Source organism: Methanobrevibacter boviskoreani JH1 (genome assembly GCF_000320505.1).
GTDB classification, from domain to species: Archaea; Methanobacteriota; Methanobacteria; order Methanobacteriales; family Methanobacteriaceae; genus Methanarmilla; species Methanarmilla boviskoreani.
The window spans coordinates 131,531-153,527 of record NZ_BAGX02000010.1; the positions used below are offsets into that span (position 1 = coordinate 131,531).

General features: G+C 27.5%; 26 protein-coding genes. All 26 read left to right on the forward strand.

Annotated elements, in window-relative coordinates; translation table 11 throughout:
- Positions 1 to 60 precede the first annotated feature (60 nt).
- The 26 genes from ON24_RS02330 to ON24_RS02455 all read left to right on the forward strand — a co-directional run bounded on the left by ON24_RS02330 (position 61) and on the right by ON24_RS02455 (position 21,270).
- A complete protein-coding gene (locus ON24_RS02330; RefSeq protein WP_016358517.1) occupies positions 61 to 378 on the forward strand; it encodes a carboxymuconolactone decarboxylase family protein in 318 nt (105 codons plus the stop codon).
- A gap of 239 nt (positions 379 to 617) precedes the next feature.
- On the forward strand, positions 618 to 1,169 hold the full coding sequence (locus ON24_RS02335) for a 50S ribosomal protein L15e (protein WP_040681847.1): 552 nt from the start codon (positions 618 to 620) through the stop codon (positions 1,167 to 1,169).
- Between the two features lie 176 nt (positions 1,170 to 1,345).
- Positions 1,346 to 1,798: an RNA-binding protein gene (locus tag ON24_RS02340; protein ID WP_040681797.1), complete on the forward strand. Its 453-nt coding sequence runs from the start codon at positions 1,346 to 1,348 to the stop codon at positions 1,796 to 1,798.
- A gap of 184 nt (positions 1,799 to 1,982) precedes the next feature.
- Complete coding sequence (gene rnp3, locus ON24_RS02345) at positions 1,983 to 2,717, forward strand: ribonuclease P protein component 3 (protein WP_050553530.1); 735 nt, start codon at positions 1,983 to 1,985, stop codon at positions 2,715 to 2,717.
- Positions 2,718 to 2,878: 161 nt separating this feature from the next.
- Entirely contained in the window at positions 2,879 to 3,241 is a 363-nt protein-coding gene (locus ON24_RS02350; protein ID WP_016358513.1) for an Rpp14/Pop5 family protein, read from the forward strand.
- A 488-nt stretch (positions 3,242 to 3,729) separates the two neighbouring features.
- On the forward strand, positions 3,730 to 4,521 hold the full coding sequence (gene psmA / locus ON24_RS02355; RefSeq protein ID WP_016358512.1) for an archaeal proteasome endopeptidase complex subunit alpha: 792 nt from the start codon (positions 3,730 to 3,732) through the stop codon (positions 4,519 to 4,521).
- A 32-nt stretch (positions 4,522 to 4,553) separates the two neighbouring features.
- Entirely contained in the window at positions 4,554 to 5,255 is a 702-nt protein-coding gene (locus ON24_RS02360; RefSeq protein WP_016358511.1) for a ribosome assembly factor SBDS, read from the forward strand.
- A gap of 228 nt (positions 5,256 to 5,483) precedes the next feature.
- On the forward strand, positions 5,484 to 6,488 hold the full coding sequence (gene rrp4, locus ON24_RS02365) for an exosome complex RNA-binding protein Rrp4 (RefSeq protein WP_040681798.1): 1,005 nt from the start codon (positions 5,484 to 5,486) through the stop codon (positions 6,486 to 6,488).
- A 37-nt stretch (positions 6,489 to 6,525) separates the two neighbouring features.
- Positions 6,526 to 7,257, forward strand: coding sequence for an exosome complex exonuclease Rrp41 (gene rrp41, locus ON24_RS02370; RefSeq protein WP_040681799.1), 732 nt, complete (start codon positions 6,526 to 6,528; stop codon positions 7,255 to 7,257).
- A 6-nt stretch (positions 7,258 to 7,263) separates the two neighbouring features.
- Entirely contained in the window at positions 7,264 to 8,058 is a 795-nt protein-coding gene (gene rrp42, locus ON24_RS02375) for an exosome complex protein Rrp42 (RefSeq protein ID WP_081585229.1), read from the forward strand.
- Between the two features lie 410 nt (positions 8,059 to 8,468).
- On the forward strand, positions 8,469 to 8,732 hold the full coding sequence (rpl37A, locus tag ON24_RS02380) for a 50S ribosomal protein L37Ae (protein WP_016358507.1): 264 nt from the start codon (positions 8,469 to 8,471) through the stop codon (positions 8,730 to 8,732).
- Positions 8,733 to 8,864, forward strand: coding sequence for an Rpo12/RPC10 RNA polymerase subunit family protein (locus tag ON24_RS02385; RefSeq protein WP_016358506.1), 132 nt, complete (start codon positions 8,733 to 8,735; stop codon positions 8,862 to 8,864).
- 97 nt (positions 8,865 to 8,961) lie between these two features.
- On the forward strand, positions 8,962 to 9,477 hold the full coding sequence (locus ON24_RS02390) for a ribonucleotide-diphosphate reductase subunit beta (protein ID WP_040681801.1): 516 nt from the start codon (positions 8,962 to 8,964) through the stop codon (positions 9,475 to 9,477).
- A 46-nt stretch (positions 9,478 to 9,523) separates the two neighbouring features.
- Positions 9,524 to 9,793 (forward strand): KEOPS complex subunit Pcc1, encoded by a 270-nt coding sequence (locus tag ON24_RS02395; protein WP_016358504.1) that lies wholly within the window; start codon positions 9,524 to 9,526, stop codon positions 9,791 to 9,793.
- 337 nt (positions 9,794 to 10,130) lie between these two features.
- Positions 10,131 to 10,481, forward strand: coding sequence for a prefoldin subunit beta (locus ON24_RS02400; RefSeq protein WP_016358503.1), 351 nt, complete (start codon positions 10,131 to 10,133; stop codon positions 10,479 to 10,481).
- A 53-nt stretch (positions 10,482 to 10,534) separates the two neighbouring features.
- Positions 10,535 to 10,819: a DUF3194 domain-containing protein gene (locus tag ON24_RS02405; RefSeq protein WP_016358502.1), complete on the forward strand. Its 285-nt coding sequence runs from the start codon at positions 10,535 to 10,537 to the stop codon at positions 10,817 to 10,819.
- Between the two features lie 635 nt (positions 10,820 to 11,454).
- Complete coding sequence (locus tag ON24_RS02410) at positions 11,455 to 11,880, forward strand: putative zinc-binding protein (RefSeq protein ID WP_040681802.1); 426 nt, start codon at positions 11,455 to 11,457, stop codon at positions 11,878 to 11,880.
- Positions 11,881 to 12,219: 339 nt separating this feature from the next.
- A complete protein-coding gene (gene feoB, locus ON24_RS02415) occupies positions 12,220 to 14,214 on the forward strand; it encodes a ferrous iron transport protein B (RefSeq protein WP_040681803.1) in 1,995 nt (664 codons plus the stop codon).
- Between the two features lie 383 nt (positions 14,215 to 14,597).
- The gene (locus ON24_RS02420) at positions 14,598 to 14,801 is read left to right on the forward strand and encodes a hypothetical protein (RefSeq protein ID WP_040681804.1); all 204 of its coding nucleotides are present in this window, start codon (positions 14,598 to 14,600) and stop codon (positions 14,799 to 14,801) included.
- Positions 14,802 to 14,957: 156 nt separating this feature from the next.
- The gene (locus ON24_RS02425) at positions 14,958 to 15,599 is read left to right on the forward strand and encodes a metal-dependent transcriptional regulator (RefSeq protein ID WP_016358498.1); all 642 of its coding nucleotides are present in this window, start codon (positions 14,958 to 14,960) and stop codon (positions 15,597 to 15,599) included.
- Between the two features lie 322 nt (positions 15,600 to 15,921).
- Positions 15,922 to 16,608, forward strand: a complete 687-nt coding sequence (locus ON24_RS02430; RefSeq protein WP_040681805.1) for a HisA/HisF family protein — start codon at positions 15,922 to 15,924, stop codon at positions 16,606 to 16,608.
- 288 nt (positions 16,609 to 16,896) lie between these two features.
- The gene (locus tag ON24_RS02435) at positions 16,897 to 17,082 is read left to right on the forward strand and encodes a hypothetical protein (RefSeq protein WP_016358495.1); all 186 of its coding nucleotides are present in this window, start codon (positions 16,897 to 16,899) and stop codon (positions 17,080 to 17,082) included.
- Between the two features lie 209 nt (positions 17,083 to 17,291).
- The gene (pdxS, locus tag ON24_RS02440) at positions 17,292 to 18,173 is read left to right on the forward strand and encodes a pyridoxal 5'-phosphate synthase lyase subunit PdxS (RefSeq protein WP_016358494.1); all 882 of its coding nucleotides are present in this window, start codon (positions 17,292 to 17,294) and stop codon (positions 18,171 to 18,173) included.
- Between the two features lie 147 nt (positions 18,174 to 18,320).
- Positions 18,321 to 19,223 carry a PfkB family carbohydrate kinase gene (locus ON24_RS02445; RefSeq protein WP_040681806.1) on the forward strand — a complete coding sequence of 301 codons (903 nt, stop codon included), beginning with the start codon at positions 18,321 to 18,323 and terminating at the stop codon, positions 19,221 to 19,223.
- Between the two features lie 281 nt (positions 19,224 to 19,504).
- Positions 19,505 to 20,371, forward strand: a complete 867-nt coding sequence (locus ON24_RS02450; RefSeq protein WP_040681807.1) for a cation diffusion facilitator family transporter — start codon at positions 19,505 to 19,507, stop codon at positions 20,369 to 20,371.
- A 491-nt stretch (positions 20,372 to 20,862) separates the two neighbouring features.
- The gene (locus tag ON24_RS02455; protein WP_040681808.1) at positions 20,863 to 21,270 is read left to right on the forward strand and encodes an acyl-CoA thioesterase; all 408 of its coding nucleotides are present in this window, start codon (positions 20,863 to 20,865) and stop codon (positions 21,268 to 21,270) included.
- Positions 21,271 to 21,997: the final 727 nt, after the last annotated feature.

Sequence of the window (21,997 nt, forward strand, 5' to 3'; positions counted from 1 at the left end):
TAACAAATTTTAAATATTAATTTAACCATAATATTAAATATAATATTTTAGGTGATTTAAGTGAAACAAGAGAAATTTTATAGTAATTCAATGGATATTATAAAGGAAGACTATCCGGATATCTATGATACCATTGTAAAGCTTAATGAAACTGTATATTCTGGTAGTTCATTAGATTATAAAACTCAAAAATTAATTGCTATTGGTATTGCAGCTTCCAAATGTGATAAACAAGCTACCAGAAAACAAATTAAAAGTGGTATTAAAGAGTTAGGTATAACCAAAGAAGAAGTCATGGACGTTTTAAAAATAGTTCTATTAACTTCCGGAATGCCTGCATTTATGCATGCCGTAACAATCCTGAATGCATTAGATTGAATCTATTTTTTATAAATTTTTTATTTTATATTCTTTTTTTATATAATTAACATAACATTTATATGTGATTATAACCAAAATTTTATTATCGTTGTAATGTTTACTATTTTTACTATGATTAATATTATTCAATGATTTTTCAAATATTAAAGAGTTTTATAGTTATCAACGATAAACTTTTTTGGGATTTATTCCCTGGATGTGGCTTTTAAGCTGAACAAAAAAGGTGTTTATTTATGATGTATAAATATATTAGAGATGCATGGAAAAACCCAGATGAATCTTATGTAAGAGAACTCATGTGGGAAAGAGCTCCTAAATGGAGAAGACAACCAGTTATAACTAGAATTGAAAGACCTACCAGATTAGATCGTGCACGATCTTTAGGTTACAAAGCTAAAAAAGGATATGTTGTAGTAAGAACTAGGGTAAGACGTGGTTCAAGAAGAAAATCTCGTTTCACTTCAGGTCGTAAACCATCTAAAATGGGAGTAAACAAGATTACCGCTTCAAAATCTATCCAAAGAATTGCTGAAGAACGTGTTTCTAAAAAATACCCTAACTTAGAAGTATTAAACTCCTACTGGGTATGGGCTGATGGTAAATTCAAATACTACGAAGTAATTTTAGTAGACCCACAAAGTCCTTCTATTAAAAACGATCACAAAATCAACTGGATTTGTGAAAGTCAACACAAAGACAGGGCTGGTAGAGGTTTAACTAGTGCTGGTAAAAAAGGTCGTGGTCTCTCCGTTAAAGGTAAAGGAGCTGAACACGCAAGAAGAGGATAATTCCTCTTACTTTTTTCTATTTAATTTTTTTTATTCTATACAAGTTCTTCAATGGTTTTAATCCATTTAACTTTTTAGATTGTGTTTTTTAATTTAATAAACTTATTTAACTTTTTGGAATTTTTTTTTAATTAAATACTATTTTTCATGATTTTAACTAATTTAAAATGATTTATATGATTCACAATATTAGATATCGATTATTTGTATATGAAAATGAAAATGAAGAAGAATTGATTAATGGTTTACATAATATTTTACCAGATGTGGTGCCGGAACTTGAAGAGGCAGAGGGAATGCTTGGTGAAAATGATAATATTTTAATATATTCTGGTATTGTGGATAAGAAAAGATATCTTAAGGATTTCTTATTTAATTTAATAAATCAATTGGATAAGGATCAATTATTGAAACTATATGATGATTTGGAAAGAAAAATGGATGATCAATGTAATCTTTTCTTAAGGTTTTCAAAGGATGCTGCAGTAGATGAGAAATGGCAAATTGTTGATAGGGGAGATAGTATTCATTTAAAGATAAAAATTGCTGCTTATCCTGCTAAAAAAGATATTGCATTAAAAAACTTTGGTGAATATTTAATTTCAGAGATTGAGGCTAAACAGGATTGATTTTGAAGAATTTAATCGTATCTTAAGACTTTCTTGGAATGAGCTAATGGAATTATTTTCTAAGTAAGTTTTACTTGTCTTAAAAATTCAGTTTTGGAAATATTTTTTCCAGATTAAAAATACATTTATTAAATTGAAAATCATAAATTTAATAATAATTAATAAAATTTAAGAATGATTTTACATGATATTCTATGATTTAAATCTTAAAGGTTCTAATTATAATAATGATTATAATTTAATTAAGGAAGCATATGATTTCGGTTGGAATTATTTAAATTTACAATATTCTCCTGAAGAGTTTCAAAATGCATTAAATTATAAGGATAAACTCATTGAGGATATTTCATCGTTTACTGTTGAGGATAAACCTTTAGATATTAGTTTTGGTTTAAATATTAATTCATCAAATGTAAATACTGTTAGAAAAACAGTAAACAGATTTAGAAACAAATCAGATTTTATATCAGTTTTCGGTGGAACTAATGAGATTAACAGGGCATCACTTGAAAATCGTCATGTCGATGTTTTATCCAGGCCTTACTATAAGAAAAGCGACTGTGGATTAAATCATGTTTTAGCTAAAGAGGCTTTTAAAAATCAGGTAGCCATAGAATTATGTTTTAAGGACGTTTTAACTAATTTTTTATCCTATAGGGCTAAAGTTTTAGCTAATTTTAGAGATATTATTGCTTTACAGAGAAAATTTGAATTTCCTTTAATCATAACCACTGGTAGTGAAAACATCTTTGATATACGCTCTCCAATAGATATTTCTAATTTTTTTAAAGTTCTAGGTTTAAATGACCAGGAAATTAAAAATGGATTGATGGAATGTCCTAAAAGCATAGTTGATTTTAATAAAAATAGGAAAAATTTCTTATTTGAAGGAGTTCATATAGTTAATAAAGATGATTAACAGGATTATGGTCCAATCACTTGTTATATTGGATTCCATCATTAATTAAAATTGGATTTATGGAGTTTTATTAAGAATGGTCATAAGAACCTTATAATATTTATTCAAATCATGTACGAATCAAATCTTATGGTTTTTTATATTAAAAATAGTTGATTAAAATGAAAATGAAAGTATTACCCCCAACACTTAGAAAAAATAATCGTTATCTTACATTGGATATTAAAACATTGGATTATTTCAATAAAAATGATTTAATTTTAGCTGTTTGGGATTCTTGTATTAGATTATTTGGAGAGATGGAAACTAGTAATTTTAATCTATGGCTGATGAGGGTTTATTATCTTGATGACCGAACTGATTGTCATCATATGAAAGCTATTTTACGTTGTCAAAGAGGATATGAAGGAGAGGTTCGCAGTGGTCTTTCAACCATTACCAAATTTAATGGTCGTCAGATTGCAATAAATACTATTGGTTTATCCGGAACTATTAAATCTTCAATTGAAAAATATATTGAGTAGTTTTTATATAAACTATTAATTTTTACTTTTTTTTAAGTTTCTACTATTTTTTAGCTTCTTAAGGTTTGACTATTTTTTAATTTATTCTTAGGATTTTATAATTTTTTAACTTATTTTTTTAAAAATTTATCGTTTTTTTTTTATTTTTTTTAATATTTGACTATTTTCTACTTATTTTTAAAAATCAATTTTTAGATTGAATAAAACAATTAGATTTATATATTATCTATTGGCAATAAACTTATAGATGAATATAATATTTAGTGAATTTTTTAAAAAAAATAATTTATTTTCAAATTAAAAATAGATACATTTATTATATTATAAAATTAAATATTAATTAGGACATTAGGGTAATAAAAGTATTTAATCAAATCATGGAGATTTGTTTTATTTTTTTTTAATGAAAATAAAAAAATAGTTAAATTTTTTTTAAGAATTTTTTTAGTTAACTAATTGATTAAGTTAGTAAAAGTGAGGTAATAAATATGCAACCTTTACAAAATGCTGGTTATGATAGGGCTATCACTGTATTCAGCCCAGATGGAAGACTTTTCCAAGTCGAATATGCAAGAGAAGCTGTTAAAAGAGGTACTACTTCCTTAGGAGTCAAAACCAAAGAAGGTATTGTTTTAGCAGTTGATAAAAGATCCACTAGTAGATTAGTTGAACCTAAATCTATTGAAAAAATTTTCCAAATTGATGATCATATTGGTGCTGCTTCATCAGGTTTAGTTGCTGATGCAAGGGCTTTAGTTGATAGAGCTAGAGTTGAATCTCAAGTTAATAAAATCACTTATAATGAACCTATTGGTGTTGAGGCACTTGTTAAAAAGATATGTGACATGAAACAAATGTACACCCAAAATGGTGGTGTAAGACCATTTGGTTCCGCACTTATCATTGGTGGAATTAACAAAGGTAATTGTAGATTATTCGAAACAGATCCTAGTGGAGCATTAATTGAGTATAAAGCTACCGCAATTGGTGCTGGAAGAAATGAGGCTATGGATGTTTTTGAAGAAAAATACGATGATGATTTAACTTTAAATCAGGCTATTGATTTAGCTTTAGATGCAATATATGAAGCTACTGACGGTAAAACTACAAAAGATAATGTTGAAATTGCAGTTATCGAAAAAGAAACAGGAAAATACAGAAAACTCGATGACGATGAAGTAGCTACTTATGTTGAATCACTTTTAGAACGTAATAAAGAAGAGGATGAAGAAGATTCCGAGGATGAAACTGAAGAAGATTCTGATTCTGAAGAGGAATAAGCATAAAATAAGTGTTCTATGGAGTAAGAAATATGGTAAATGTTGATGATGCAATCATTGCTAAATTAGAATCTTATGGGGAACACTTTGAAATATTAGTTGACCCTGATTTGGCTGCCGAATTTAGAAACCCTGATGGAAAGGATGTTGAAGTCGAGGATATTTTAGCAGTTGAAGAGATTTTCAAAGATTCTAAAAAAGGAGATTTAGCTTCTGAGGAAGCTATGGAAAAGGTATTTAATACTACAGATCCTTTAGAAGTTGCGAAACAAATTCTTGAAAGAGGGCATGTTCAACTTACTGCCGAGCAAAAAAGGCAAATGCAGAAGGAAAAACGTAAGTTAGTTATTAATAAGATTTCAAGAGAAGCGATTAACCCTCAAACAGGTTATCCTCATCCTCCTCAGAGAATTGAGAATGCTATGGATGAGGCAAAAGTTAAAATTGATCCGTTTGTTTCAGTAGATCAACAAGTTCAAGTTGCTCTTAAAGCTATTAGACCACTTATACCAATTCGTTTTGAAAAAGTTAAAATGGCTGTCCGTTTACCTGGTGATAGTGTAGGACATGCATATTCTACAATTAGAAGTTTTGGTAAAATCTTAGAGGAAGAATGGCAACAGGATGGATCATGGATTGGAGTTATTGAAATTCCTGGTGGTCTTCAGGATAAATTCTCTGGAAAAATGGCTGAACTTTCTAATGGAAATGGAGAAACTAAATTAATTAAATAATTAATTTTTTTAGTTTCTAATATTTTTTATAATACAATTTAATTTTAAGTTAAAAATCGATATATGTTAAAAATGGATTTTAATATATATTTCAAAGATTAATATTGATAGGTTAAAAATGGATTTTAACTTGTTTATTGGATGGGGAAGAAATATTAATCAAATATCATGTTTATATAATCTAAAGTAAAAATTTTAGATTTTTATTTATTATACGGTGTGTATAAGATGATTTATGTAGAAAATAAAGACTTAGTAATTCCTGGTGATGTTCTTGCAGATGAGGATTTCTACTCAGGAAGAGGAACTTTTAAAGATAATGGTCAAATCTGTTCTTCTTTAATGGGCTTAGTTTCCTTAAGGAATAAAAAAATAAGTGTTATTCCTTTAAAAAGTAAATATGTTCCAAAGAAGGGAGATGTGGTCATTGGTAAAATCGAAGATGTTCGATTCTCAATGTGGGATGTAGATATTAATTCCCCATATTCCGGTATAATCCCATCTTCAGAGGTTTTTGGAAGAGATAAAAAAAGTCTAAGTAAGGTTTTTGATGTTGGAGATGTTCTGTTTTTAAGAGTTGTAGATGTGGATGAGGTTAAAAAAGTTAAACTTGGACTTAAAGGCCGTGGAATGGGTAAATTTAAGGGAGGAATTATTGTAGACATTGCTCCAACTAAGGTTCCACGTTTAATTGGTAAGAAAGGTTCCATGATTAATATGATTAAGGACAAGACTGGCTGTAAAATTGTGGTTGGTCAAAACGGTCTTGTTTGGGTTAGGGGAGAACCTAAGATGGAACAAATCACTAGGGATATTATTCATATTATTGAAGAACAGGCACATACCTCTGGTTTAACTAATAGAATCCGTGATAAATTATATCTTGAAATTGACGGTGAAATTCCTGATGATTTGGATGAAGATTTCCCTGAGGAGTCAAGAACCTCAGATTTTAATTCTCACAGTAATAGAAAACATAATAAAGGTTTCCATAAAAGGTTAAATAAGAAAGACAATTCAGCTAGTAAATATGAGTTAGAAAAACCTAAACTTGAAAACTTTAAAGAGGAATTGAAAGAAGAGATTGAGGCTAAAAGACAGGCTGAAACCAAAAGAAATAATGATTTTATAAGTAATTTGGAGAATATTGAAAAAGAGAAAAAATCTCACAAGTCTCATTTTGAAATTGGTCGTAAAAAATCAGGTTTTTCTATTTTAAGAGATGATGAGTAGTTGTATTTTGAGTATTTTAAAAATTTATGTTGATTAGGTGATTTTTATTAGTGAAGAAAAAAAATTAAGGGCTGATGGAAGAGCATATAATGAACTTCGTCCTATTAAAATAGAAGCAGGAGTATTAGAAAGGGCTGATGGATCTGCTTATGTTGAAGTAGGTGGAAATAAAATATTGGCTTCTGTTTATGGTCCTAAGGAATCATATTTAAGAAGATTTTTACGTCCAGATACCGGTGTTATTAAGGTAAGATATAATATGGCACCATTTTCTGTAGACTCTAGAAAGAGACCAGGTCCGGATAGAAGATCAAATGAAATTTCAAAGATTACAACAGATGCACTTCTTCCTGCATTAATGTTAGAAGGATATCCAAGATCTCTTATTGATATTTCTATTGAGGTTATTGCTGCAGAAGGTGGAACACGTTGTGCTGGTGTAACAGCTGCTGCTGTTGCTTTAGCTGATGCCGGAATACCTATGAAGGATATTCCTGTAGGCTGTGCAGCAGGTAAAATGGATGGAGACATTGTATTGGATCTATCTGAAGTTGAGGATAAGACAGGTCAGGCTGATGTACCTGTAGTGATATTGCCAAGAACTGGTGAGATTACATTATTACAAACTGATGGTAATTTAACAGATGAAGAATTTGAAGAGGCTATTAATTTGGCTATTGAAGGTTGTATGGAAGTTAGTAAAGTACAGAAAGAAGCACTTAAAAATCGTTATTTACGTACAACCGAGGTACCGGAAGAAGAGGAATAGAGGGATATTATGGATGTAATACCGGAAATTACTATTGATAATATTACAAATCTTGTAAATAATAATGAGAGAGTTGATGGAAGGGCTCTTGATGAATATAGAAATATTAACATTGAAACAGATATAATTCCTAAGGCTGAAGGTTCAGCTTTATGTCAGCTTGGAAAGACCAAGGTTGTTGTTGGAATCAAACCTTCCGTTGGGGAACCATTCCCAGATACACCTGATGTTGGAGTATTGATGACAAACTGTGAATTGCTTCCAATGGCGGATCCCGAATTTGAACCAGGCCCACCTTCACAGGAATCCATTGAACTTGCACGTGTAGTGGATCGTGGAATACGTGAAAGTGAAATGGTCAAATTAGATGAGTTATGTATTGAAGAAGGTAAACATGTCTGGATGTTGTTTATTGATATTCATGTAATAGATAACTGTGGAAATCTTTTTGACTGTGCTAATTTAGCTGTAAATGCTGCACTTAAAACATGTAAGTTACCAAAGGCAACAGTTGTTGATGATGAGGTTGTTCTTGATGATGAGGAAACATATAATGTTCCTTTAAATCATAATGTTGCATTATCCACCTTTGTTAAAATCGGTGATAAAATGGTTTTAGATCCATCACTTGATGAGGAACGTGTTTTATCTGCTAGATTGTCAGTAGGTATTACTGAATCAGGTAGCATTTGTTCCATGCAAAAGGGCGGTTCCAAACCTTTAACTAAAGAGGAAATATTTGATGCAGTAAAAGTAGCATTGTCTAAAAATGAAATGATTTTATCTAATTTAGATTTTTAAATAAAATTTTTCATTCTTTTTCTAATTTTTATTATTTTATCTTATTGAAATTTTATTTAAACGGTCTAAAATCCTTCCTGAATCTTATTTGCTCTTAAAACTTATATGTTGAGATTAAGGTTTTAGATGGGATATTTTTTTATTTATTAAAATTTTATATTAAAAATACTGGTAAAAACAATAACTTTAAATACTGTAAAGTGCTAAATTATTATATTAGATAAATTTATGTTTTATTAATTCACAATTAAAGATAAATTTTATAATTTTATTCTTATATTATTTCATTAAATAATAGGGAATTTTTTTCTATTAACATTAATTATTTTTTGATTAGTTTAATAGGCTTTTATTTAGTCCATATATGGATTAATGATATTTTATATTATAATTATTTGGAGAGAAATATAATGGCTAGAACAAAAAAAGTGGGAATCACTGGAAGATTCGGTGCAAGATACGGAAGAAAAGCTAAAAGATCTGTTAAAATTATTGAAGAAAACATGAAACAAAAACATGTATGTCCTCAATGTGACAGACCTGGTGTAAAAAGAGTTGCTGCAGGAATATGGAAATGTAATAAATGTGGAACAGTTTTCACTGGTGGAGCATACACTCCTGAAACTCCTATGGCAAAAGCTGCAAAACGTAATGTTAAAAATGGGGGAAACTAATTGTATAGATGTCCTAACTGTGGCTATGTAATGGACCACAAAAGTTATGAAGAAAATAAATGTCCTAAATGCAGATACAGAATCTTATTCAAACAAACTCCTGCTGTAAAAAGGACAATCAAAGCAAGATAAATTTTTATTTTTCTTTTTAACTTATATCTCTAATTTTTTATTAACTTATTTTAATTTAATTACTTTGTAATTTGATATTTATTTTATTAGTGATTATATGCTTATTTCAACATCTAGAAAACCTTCTCAAAATACACGTAAATTTTGTAAGAATTTAATGCATGCTACAGGTTCAGAATATATTAATAGAGGAAAAAGTAGTATTAGGGATATACTTTTAAAATCCACTACTTTAGGTAATGATTCAACTGCTTTTGTATATGAGATTAAGGGCAATCCTAGTAAAATTACATTTTTTTCAAGGGCAGAAAAGGTTTTATCAATATTGGTTACTGTTAAAACCCAGAATACCCGTCTTCATATGAACCCTAAAAATCTCAAAGTTAAATGTGAAGTGGAGGAATTGGCTGTAATTGCAGACTTACTTGATGCGGAATTAGATGATAATCCAAGTGAGAATTATCTCTACATTCATAAATATACTGAGGAAGATCAAAAGGAGTATATAGAGAAGGATTATGTAGATTATAAAATTGGAATAATCGATTTTTACAATAAAAATGGGGAAAAAATTGATTTTCAAATAGCAGTTAGGAAGATTCTTGATAATTAGACTATTTACTTTATTTTTTTTATAACTAATTTATTATGTGAGGATTATGGAGAAGGAAAATAATTTTATTGATTCAATTAACCATAATATTACAATAAAATTTGATGATGCAAAACAAGCTAAGATTATATATGATGCGGTTTTACTTGAATTTGAAACTTCTCCAGATTATAGATCATCTATGGATTTAGAGGTTCATGATAATATAATTACTATTAATATAGAGGCCGAGGATGCAACAAGTTATAGGGCATCTATAAATTCGGCTATTAAATGGATTAAACTATCCTTAGAAGTTAATAATCTTATCGAGTAATTTCTATTGATTTATATCTAAATTAAATTATTTTTTCTATTTATGACCAAATCATAAATAATAGGTATATTAGGAAATTAATTCTCTTTGAATGAATAAATTATTTATTAATAAATAGGTTAAGAGATTTTAAATCTTTTAAATGAGCTTTTCATTTATATGGTTTATTAAATTTTTAGATAATATTAATTTCTTTTTCAATGGGTAAAGTTTTATTAATAATATTTTTTCTGATGATAATCTGACTAATTTAAGATATCTTTATTAAATATTAAATATATAAATTAAATTATAATATTAATATTATTTAATTAAATATTTCAAAAAAGGTGATATTATGGATTTACCAAAAAATGTACAAGAACAATTGAATCAATATCAAAACTTACAACAACAAGCTCAAGCTGTAACAGTTCAAAAACAAAACCTTGATTTACAAATAAATGAAACTGAAAGGGCGATTGCTGAACTTGAAAAGACTAATTCTGATACTGAAGTTTACAAATCTGCTGGTTCTTTACTTATTAAAGTAAATCGTGATGATATTTATGATGAAACTAAAGAACAATTAGAAACCCTTCAATTAAGACAAAAAACCATGGCACGTCAAGAAGAAAGAGTCATGAAAAAACTTCAAGAAATGCAAACCAGTATTCAAAATACTATGAATGGTTTAAATATTAACTAAGTATTTTTAAATACTTATTACTTTTTAATTTAAAATTTTCAAAAGATGACTATATGAGGAAACTTAAAGAATTAACACAAGATGACTTAGATGCTATAACTTATTTTCTTACCAACACTGCAGAAAATAAATTATCACAACATGTATCTTCTAAAGAAGTTATAGATCAAAGTATTTTAACAGACATAAGTTACGAAAATGAAGAACTTAATGTTGATTTAAAAATTAATGTTGATGTTGATGCTTTATCAAATCTAAGTCAGGAAGATATTCAAAATGTTGTAGATGAATCCTATGAAAAATTAGATGTTTTCATAGATGAAAATTATAGGGAATAGTTTTATAACTATTTTACTAATTAACTTTTTTTTAATAACGGATTTTTAGATTTTTTATTTCTATCAAACGTCCGATGATTTTTACTTATTCTGATTAAATTATATTTTATTAAGGTTTATTTTAATAAATTTCTTTTATCTGGTTCTCATTTATTTTAGAATTTACAACTATTTGTTAATTATTTTTTAATAATAATTTTATTTTGTCTGTTTTTATTAGTTTCACTTTTTATAAACTAGAATTTTACTATTTTACTTAATATGGTCCAATATTTTTATATAAATTTATCTGTAATATTTTAAAGTAAACTTTAATTATTTTCAAATAACATTTATATACTAGGAAGTCTAAAAGTATGTGTAAGGGTCCAACCTTAGTTTTTATTTTTTATTAAAGGGTAATATTAGGGTTACTTTACCTTTTATCAACAACTTTTTTTTAATAAGGCATTTTTTATTTAATTCCAATGATTGCTTAGCGTTTTCTATTTCTTTAATGATTTTATGTGAAAATCTTTCTTTAATAATTAAATTTGTATAAAATTATAAGTAATATAAAGACCAAATATTTTATTAGATTTTTAAATTAAGTATGATTTTCATTAAGAGTTTATACTATTTTAGTGGTTGATAAGATGGAAGAAAATGATGAAATTGTATGGGATGATAATAAGGTAGCTATTTCATGTTGTAGTGGAATGAGCCCTAATGGATTAGTGGGTAGAGCTGTAGTGACTGATGTAGCTATTGATTCTGATGATGTAATGTCTATTTGTATATCCGCAACATCTGCAGATAATGAGAATTTTATTAATCTCATTGATAAATATCCGATTATTGCAATCAATGGCTGTCAGAGTAACTGCGTTAATAAAATATTAAAAAACAAAGGTATTGATGTGGTTCGCCATATTAATATAGATCAGATTTTAAAACCTACAGGTCATGAACCAAATGATTCTGCAAGGTTAGATGAGGAAGGGGAAATCTGTGTTGGTATTGTAAAAGAGGAACTTGAAAAGATTATAGATGAAGAGCTTGATAAGGCTAAAGATTTATAATTTTTTACTCATTTAACTTTAATCTTTTAATATTTTTTTTAATGATTCTTTCTGTTTTTAATAATTAGTTTCAGTTGTTATAATTTTATTTTCTATTTTTACTAATCAATTGATTGATTTCAATTATTTTTTAATTTTTAAATTCAATATAATTGTCTTTTCTTAAATTTAACCTTGATTAAAATTTTAATTTCTTTTTAGGTAAACCTAAACTCAATAAACTATATATGTAGTAAAAATAATACTTTGTTTAGGTAAACCTAAAATTTTATTTATTAATTTTTTTAAAGAGAGGGGTTTTCTATTTTAGATAGTCAAGAAACAAGAGATGAAAAATTATTGGAGAACAAGAAAGACAGTATAGATTACCTTCATAATGTATTGCTTATAGGTAATCCTAATGTAGGTAAGAGTCTTACCTTTAATAAATTAACAGGTCTTTCTGCTACAGTTTCTAATTATCCTGGAACAACTGTTGATATTGATACAGGTAATTTTAAAATTGATGGAGAAACAATTGAAATTACAGATCCTCCGGGAATGTATGATTTAAATACAATAACCGAAGAGGAAAGAATTGCTAAATTACTTCTATTTAGTGGGGATTATGATTTAGTTGTACATGTTATAGATGCTAAAAATATTGATAAGTCAATTGATTTGACTTTACAGTTGATTGATGCAGGTACTGATGTAATTTTAGTATTAAATATGATTGATGAATTAGACCGTATGGGTGCTAAAGTAGATAAAGAAGGATTGTCTGCAAAACTAGGTATTCCCGTGGTTTTAACTTCAGCTGCAAATGATATTGGTTTAGATGAACTAAAGAATGCAATATTAAATTATGATGATATTAAAAAGAATATCGATTCTAATTCAAAGGCCAAAATTGTAATTCATTATGGTAATGATTTAGAAGGATCCATTAATAAAGTAGAATCTAAATTGGAACATAAATATGATGAGATGACTAACCGTGCAGTAGCCATTCTACTTTTAGAGGGAGATAAGGATATCAGAACCACTGTTAAAAAACATGAAAAAAAATATACGGATATTTTTAGTTTAGTTGATTCAATTGAAAAGGAGTATGATGATCCGATTAAATATTTAACCAAGTTACAACTATCCAAGTATGCACTATATTTTAAAGATGAATTTACAACTATAAACAAGGTTAAACCTCAAACAAATGATGATTTTAAAGAAAAACTATCAAGATTGATGATACATCCTGTTTATGGTTTAATTATTCTGGCATTGGTCTTATACTTTGGATTGTATCTATTCGTAGGGGTTCTAGGTGCTGGATATCTGGTTGATTTCTTTGAGGATGTAATATTTGGAGAATGGATAAATCCATTTTTAACTCAGATTGTTTTAGCTGTCATACCATGGAAACCAATACAAGACTTGTTTATAGGTAGTTATGGTATTGTAACATTTGGTTTAAGTTATGGTATTGGAATTATTTTCCCAATCGTAAGTCTATTCTTCATTGTATTTTCAATACTTGAGGATAGTGGTTATCTTCCAAGACTTGCACTTTTAACTGACAACGCTTTTAAAAAAATAGGTTTAAGTGGTCGTTCAATTATTCCTATGGTTTTGGCAGTAGGCTGTGGAAGTATGGCAACCATGACCACACGTACTCTCGAAACTAATCGTGAAAGAATCATTGCAACAATACTTATGGCTTTAACTATTCCATGTTCCGCACAGCTTGGAGTGATAATGTCATTGTTATCCTCACATCCAATCACCTTATGGATATGGCTTGGAATAATCATATTCAACTTTATAGTTGTAGGGCTTATTGCTAAGAGATTTGTACCGGGTTCACAGGCAAGTTTCTTCATGGAACTTCCTCCTTTAAGAGTTCCTAAACCTAAGCATATACTTAAAAAAACCTGGACGAGGGTTGTAATGTATATTAAGGAATTGTTACCGATATTTATCCTTATAAGTGTTTTAATCTGGGGTCTTGATCTTGTAGGTATCTTCCAATTAATCATTAAATTATTTAATCCGATTATACAGGCCATAGGTCTTCCAACTTCAACAACCCAATCATTTATCTTAGGATTCTTTAGAAGAGACTTTGGTGCAGCGGGAATCTTGAAGATTAGAGATACACTAACTGGTGTGCAGTTACTTGTAGCAAGTGTTACTTTAACCTTGTTTGTACCATGTATTGCACAGTTTATTGTAATGATTAAAGAAAGAGGGGTAAAGATAGCTGTAGGTATTGCAATATTAAGTATTGTACTTGCATTTACAGCAGGTTTCTTACTTAACTTAGTACTTACAACATTTGGAGTAGTATTTTAAATGGGATATTGAATATTGAAATATGGCTATTTACTAGATTAGCCGTTGTCATAAATATTATAATAAATTAAAAGTTGTTAAAACATAATTATTTAATTAATAATGGATATGTATATTTACATAAGTCATTATTGTAATCTTAAAAATATGGTTAAGTAAATTAAATCTGTAATTAATTATATTAATTATGAATTCTTTATTTTAATTTATTTAAATGAAATAATATTTATATTACAATTATTTGGTTAGCAAAAAATTTAATTTATTACTTTAATTATCAGGTGAATACTTGAATTTAACTTATATTTTTCAGAAATTATTATGGTAATGAAGGGATGATATTCAATTTTCTAATGGTTTCATAAAGGATAGTGGTGGATAATATGTCAGAAGATATTATGGTAAAGTGTGAGTTTTGTGGATATGAATTTAAACTCTGTGATGGTGAAAGTTGTGAAGGCTGTCCAATAGACTGTCAGGTAGTTCACTGTCCTAATTGTGGATATGAGATTTTACCTGAATCAAAGTCATATAAATTCATTGAAAACTCAGTAAGAAAGATAAAGGATTGTATTTTTAACAGGTAGTTCTAATTTGAACTAGTAAAAATTTTAGAATTTGTTTCTATAGGTTATTTTATTTATTATAAAATGTTTGGAATTAATTTTTAATATGTAATTTTATTAAACTAATAGAAGTTTAGAATCATATTTTTAACAGATAATATTATAAAGGGGATTAAAATGTCATTAAGAACTAAAGACATAGAGGATATTCTTCGTAATCTTTGGGTTAAGGAAAAGGAAGATAAGGACATCATGACCGAGGATCAGATTGATAAGGATTATATTACAGAATTATTTAAGAAAGGATATATTAATATAGACCATCATAAAATCCTATTATCTGAGTCAGGTGAATATCTGGGAAGGGAGCTTGTCAGAAAACATAGGATTGCCGAGACGGTTGTAGCTGATTTGTTTCTTGCAGATAGGGATGAGATGGAAGATTTGGCGGACCAGATTGAGCATGTAATGAGTCATGATGTTGAAGACAATATTATGAGGATTCTTGGTTATCCTAAAAAATGCCCACATGGTCATACAATTCCACCACGTGACGGTATGGTAGTCGATAATAAGGATTCAGCCGTTCCACTTCTTGAAACAGAAGTAGGTGATATTGGAACAGTATCATATATTAAAACTGCAGATGCCAAAAAATTACAGAAAATTATGAATTTAGGTCTTCTTCCAGGTTCTAAGATTCAATTGATTCAAAAATTTCCAATCTTTGTATTTCAATTAGGTAATACCCAGTTAGCCGTAGATAAAGAATTGGCAAATGAGATTTATGTAGTTGTTGAATCTAACGAGCCAGTATAATTTTCATTTTTTTTACAAATCTTTTATTATCTATTTTTAAATTATTTCAATTTTTTAAAAAGTATTGATTTTTTCATTTCAGTTTTTTCATGTCTAATTTATTATTTTTGATTGTTTTATTAATATAACCTTTTTTTTATAAGTTATTGCTCTTTTTATAAAATATTAAAATCCTTTATACTTATTCACGAGATTTCTATTAGTTAACTATTGATCATTTTATCTTAATCTTTATTGTTTTTTTATGAATATATCATTTTTAGAAAAATATTAAATTAAGTTCTTTTATATAATATAATAGTTATTATATACAAGTGATTAGATGATTGAAATAGTACCAGTTTTAGATTTAATAGGTAATCAGGCTGTCAGTGGAAAAAGTGGCAATAGGTCTACTTATACTCCATTGAATACAATTTATGCTCCAAACTCAGACCCTTTAAACATTGCAAATGGTCTTGAGCTTAATGGTGCCAAGGAGATTTACATCGCTGATTTGGATTTAATTGAAAAACAGGGTAATAATCTTTATAAAATCAAGGATGTTAATACTGTTTTGCCTGTAATGTTGGACTGTGGTATTAGGGATTTCGAATCTTTTAAGTTTTATCTTGATTTTGCATATAAACTTATAGTTGCAACTGAGACAATTGAATCCATTGACGAGATGAGGAAAATTTTTGACACATTTCCACGTGAGAGGATTGTTGTAAGTGTTGATATAAAAGATGGGCAACTCTATTCAAATAATTTGGATATGAGTTTGGAAGAGTTTAGGGATGTGTTAAGGGAACTTGATCCTAATGAGATTATCCTTTTAAATATATCTGATGTTGGAACTGGAAATGGTTATGATATCCGCTTTTTGGATGATTTTAAAGAGTTTAAGGATAAGATCATAATTGGCGGAGGTATTAATCAAGAGGATTTAGAGCCCCTTGAAAGGTATGGTGTAAAAAAAGCATTAATAGGTACTGCCTTACATAATGGAAGTATCTCTATCTTATAATTTTAGTTAATAGGATTTTTAATATTTTTTTTATTATTATTTTTTTAAATACAGTTGGAATTTGTTCTTATTTTAGAAATTATATGATATGGAAATATTATTTTTTTAATATTGAAAACAGTTAAAGTTTATTCTTGTTAAGTAATTATAAAAATAAAAATGTTATTTATAATATAAAAATTCCAAATAAAGGGAAACATATATATAACTTTATTATTAAATATTAATAGTATAATATTATTGAATAATAACTATATTTTTTTTAAAAAATGTTAATTTAGTGATAAAATGCCAGTAAACGGAACATTATTATTTTCACATATATTACCAGTTGTTTTAGCTTTCTTCGGAGTATTATTTATAATCTCTGGTGAAATGGATAATAACAGATATAAATTAATGGTAGGTATTGTTTTGTTTCTGATAGCGGCTTTCAGTCCGTTTATAGTTTTACGTCCTATACTTTTAGGATAATTACTTTTTATGATTCTTGTTTTCAGAATCTGTTTTTAGAAAATAAATTATAACAATAGTTAATAATTAAATTTTATATTATAGTTATTATAAAAATAAGATTGCTGTATATTTTAATAAAAATTTACAATGGATATTAGATATCCACAATTTAATATTAATTTTCGATAATTGAATAGTTTTAAAATTATAGAAAGGAGAAAAATATAATGCAAAAAGGTACTGATGTATTAAAAGAAGGTTTCGCTAAAATGACAAAAGGCGGAGTCATTATGGATGTTGTAAATGCAGAACAAGCAGGTATTGCAGAAGATGCTGGTGCTGTAGCTGTTATGGCTTTAGAAAAAGTTCCTGCAGATATCCGTAAAGCTGGTGGAGTAGCTAGAATGGCTGATCCATCCATTACTGAAGAAGTAGTTGATGCTGTTTCCATTCCTGTCATGGCTAAATGTAGAATTGGTCATATTGCAGAAGCTCAAATACTCGAAACTTTAGGTGTAGACATGATTGATGAGAGTGAAGTACTTACACCTGCCGATGATGTTTATCATATTAATAAGAAAGAATTCACCATTCCATTTGTATGTGGTGCTAGAAACTTAGGCGAGGCATTAAGAAGAATTGATGAAGGTGCTGCAATGATTCGTACCAAAGGTGAACCTGGTACTGGAAACATTGTTGAAGCTGTTCGTCATATGAGAATGGTTATGGGCGAAATCAGAACTGTTCAAGGTTTAGATGAAGAGGAAATTTGGAGATATGCAAGGGATATCGAAGCACCGATTGAACTTGTTCGTGAAACTGCAAAACTTGGTAAATTACCTGTAGTTAACTTTGCTGCTGGAGGTATTGCTACCCCTGCAGACGCTTCATTAATGATGCAATTAGGATCAGATGGAATCTTTGTAGGTTCAGGAATCTTCAAATCCAATAATCCTCCTGCATTTGCACATGCTATTGTGGAAGCTACCGCAAACTATGATAAGCCTGATGTTTTGGCTGAGGTTTCCAAAAACTTAGGTGAAGCAATGAAAGGTTTAGACATGTCTACTTTATCCCAAGAAGACAGAATGCAAGATAGAGGTATTTAGATACTATCTATTTTTTTAATTCCTTTTCTTTTTTTTAATTTCATAATTCTAATTTAAAGCCATATTCTATAGAAAACTATTTATCCTATTTTAATTTTATATAATTCTTGATATTTTTTTTAAGCCATTTATTGTGGAGGTGATGGTATGGTCAATCTGTTACTTATTGGTCCTATTACAAGGGATAAGAATATTTTTAATAACAAGTCAGAATCCTCAATTGGAGGGGCCGTATATTATGAGTCATATGTCTTGGAAAATTTAGAGTCTGACTACACAATTGTTACGGCTCTATCAAAAGACGATGAGTATCTATTAAACAATTTTCCAAATGAAGATAGAATAATACCTGTCTTTAAAGATGAAACACTGATATTTATAAATGAATATTTAAATGATTCAAATAGGATTCAAAAGTCCAATTTTGCAGAAATACCAATTACACTTAAGGACTTTAAAAATCTAAATATTGATTTAAAGGATTATGATGGAATCTTAATTAACCCTCTGCTATTATCCGATGTGGACTTGGATTTGCTAAAATATTTAAGCGGTTTTGATTTACCGATATTCTTTTCAATACAGGGAATTTTAAGGGATTATTCATTAAATGGTTATGTTAAAAAATCAATGCCTGATAAATTTGGAGAAATTCTAAAATATGTGAATGTTTTATTTTTAGATGAGTTTGAAGCAGAGTTCATATATGGGGGCAGCTTAGATTTAATAGATACAGTTAAAAACTTATCTACTTTAGGTCCAAATGAGGTTATAGTAACTGAAAATAGTAAGGGATCTCTAATATATAATAGGTATGAAAAGAGATTATATGATATTGAAGCTTGTCCTGCAGGAAAAATATCCTCTCCAACAGGAGCAGGGGATACATATATGGCTGCATATATTGTAAAACGTCTTAATAAATCTAATATCTATGAAAGTGGTCAATTCGCTTCCATTGTATCAACGTTAAAGTTGGAAAATAATGGTCCATTTAAAGATAGTATATTGGATGTCTTAGACAGATTACTTGACACTTTGGGATTTTAAAGTTAAATCTATTTTTCTAAAAGTTATTTTTTAGTATTAATTAAAAATTTATATTCTTTTAGTTGAAAATGCTGTTTATAATAACTTTCAGTGGATAATTAAGTTAAATAAATTTTTAATTAGAATTTCACTTTTAATAAGCTTCTTTTAAGTAGTTTATATTCTATTAATAGTTTCCAGATAATATGATTCTTATTTTATAAAACTAAATCCTATTTTTTTAATATCTGTACATATATTCATATAAATCTTTTTTAAGTCATTGTTATATAATAAATAATATGGCACAATGTACAACTGAGAAATCAAAAGATTTTCATAAAAAAGCTAGTGGGAATATATCTATAACATTGATTCTAAGCCTTTTATTTAATATTTTTGTAATCTTCGGTGGTGTTTATACTAATAGTATTGCTATTATATCAGATGCTATACATGATATGACTGATACATTTTGTCTATTAATTTCATGGATACTTGAAAAATTTTCCCTTAAAGAGAAAAATGATAGATATACTTATGGTTATCAAAGACTCTCTGTTCTAGGTGCTGTAATTACATCATGTACTGTTATAGTAGCATCAGTTATAGTTGTTTATGAATCTTTAACAAGATTATTTACTGTTGTAACACCTGATGCAAAAGGAATGTTTGTATTTGCACTTGTAGGTATACTTTTTAAAGGTTTGTCTGTTTATAAGGTCTATAAGGGTCAAACTTACAATGAAAAAGCAATCAGTTACCATATGTTAGGTGATGTATTTAGATGGCTAGCTATTTTAGTATTAAGTGTACTTTTAATGTTTTGGGATGTAGCTATACTTGATCCAATCATATCACTTGTAATAGCAATATGGTTGATATATCAGTTAGGTAAAACATTAATAGACAGTATTAGGATTTTACTTCAAAGGGTTCCGGATTTATATAATTTTGAAAATCTTAAAGGAGAAATTCTATCAATTGATAATGTTGAGGATATTTTAGATATTCACCTTTGGAGTTTGGATGGTATAGATCAGATTATGTCTGCAAAACTTAAGGTTACATCTGATAATAAGGACGATTTAATTAAGATTAGAAAAGATATTGATGATATTGCTGATGAGTTTAATGTTTCAGAAAGTACTATTGAGTATATTTTCTAATAATCTGTGTTCTATTATTTATTAGCAATTATTTGGGTATTTTTTTCTATTTTTTCTTATTAAATTTTTTATTCCAATTATTATCTGTTTTATAATTTTTTTATATTTTTAATTTAATCATATCTACTTTTAATTATTTTAATAATCATTATAAATTATAATGGTTTTAATCTATGAATATACATGTCATGATTGAATTATACAAGTTTTAATTATTTTATTTTATTTTTTTTAATGTTGAATTCTTAACTGGTAACTTTTGGATTATAAAAGTTTTAAGATTTTAATATAACCATAGTTTCTAACTTTCAGGGTCTTTAAAAAAATTTGCGGGTTTAATTTTTTTAAATGGGATTACAGTAGATTTTTAAGATTTTGAATCTGTTTTTTATTAAAAAACATTTTATATAATAGTTTAAATATAAGATATAATATCATTTTAATAAAAAAATAGATGATTTTTATTTAAATAATTTATTTAAGGAGATACAATGTTTAAGATAATGGTTACACCATTATTTGGTGATACCGATGCGCTACAACACATAAACAACAATGTTTTAGGAACATGGTTTGAACTTGCAAGAAATGATATTTTTAAAATCTTTACACCAGACTTATCCGTAAGTTATGATGACTGGAAATTGATTATGGTTAAAACCACTTATGAATATTTGGATCAAATGTTTTATGGTACTGATGTTGAGATAAGAACTTATGTTTTAAGAATTGGTAATAGTTCCTTTACCACATATCACGAAGCTTGGCAGGATGGTCGTTTATGTGCTAAAGGTACTGCTGTGATGGTTCATTTTGATTTTAATGAGCAAAAATCAATTCGTATTCCTGATGATATCAGAAAGGAATTAAATAAACATCTCTATGTTGAAGATGAATAATTTTTTTTATTTTTATGTTTTCTTAAAATGCTGTTTTTTCATTGGTTCTTTTCTAATTTTAACATTTTTTTAGTTTTTTTTAGATTTTGAAGATAGATGCTTTTTTTAATTGACTATTTTTTTAATAGTTTCTTATAATCTGACTTATACTTTTGTTTTCTTTTCAGATCTTGATTTTTTTAATTACCCTTTAGATTTCATAATATTTTTTAAGATTTTTTCATGACAATTATGAGGAGACTTTCTATTTCAGATTTTTTCCGGCGGAAATTCTTGTCTTTTCAGTATCTTTTTTTTCAAAATTTTCCGTATCCTAAGAAAAATTCAGTAATATTTTATGAAATTTTATGAAAAAATCACCTTTCTTTAGATTTATTAGTTTATATAATTTATTTTTAAAATATTATTCAATTTATAGTTTTTTTTATTAATTATTGGGATTTTATATATAATTTTTTTTAAAAAATTAAATTATTCATATTTTATCTATTTTTTTAATTTATTACAATATTCATTTTTTTGAAAATTTTTAAGATGGTTTTTCCGATTGGCTTTTATTTTCTAATTTGTAGTTTTTTTAAATAATTTTATTCAATATTATATTTTTTTTAAATAAAAATAATTTTTTTATAGAATTTTTTAATCTTAACTATAATTTGTATAATTATCATTTTTAAAGAATGAGGGTAATCGGAAGTATACTTCCGAAACCTTTATATACTCTTAC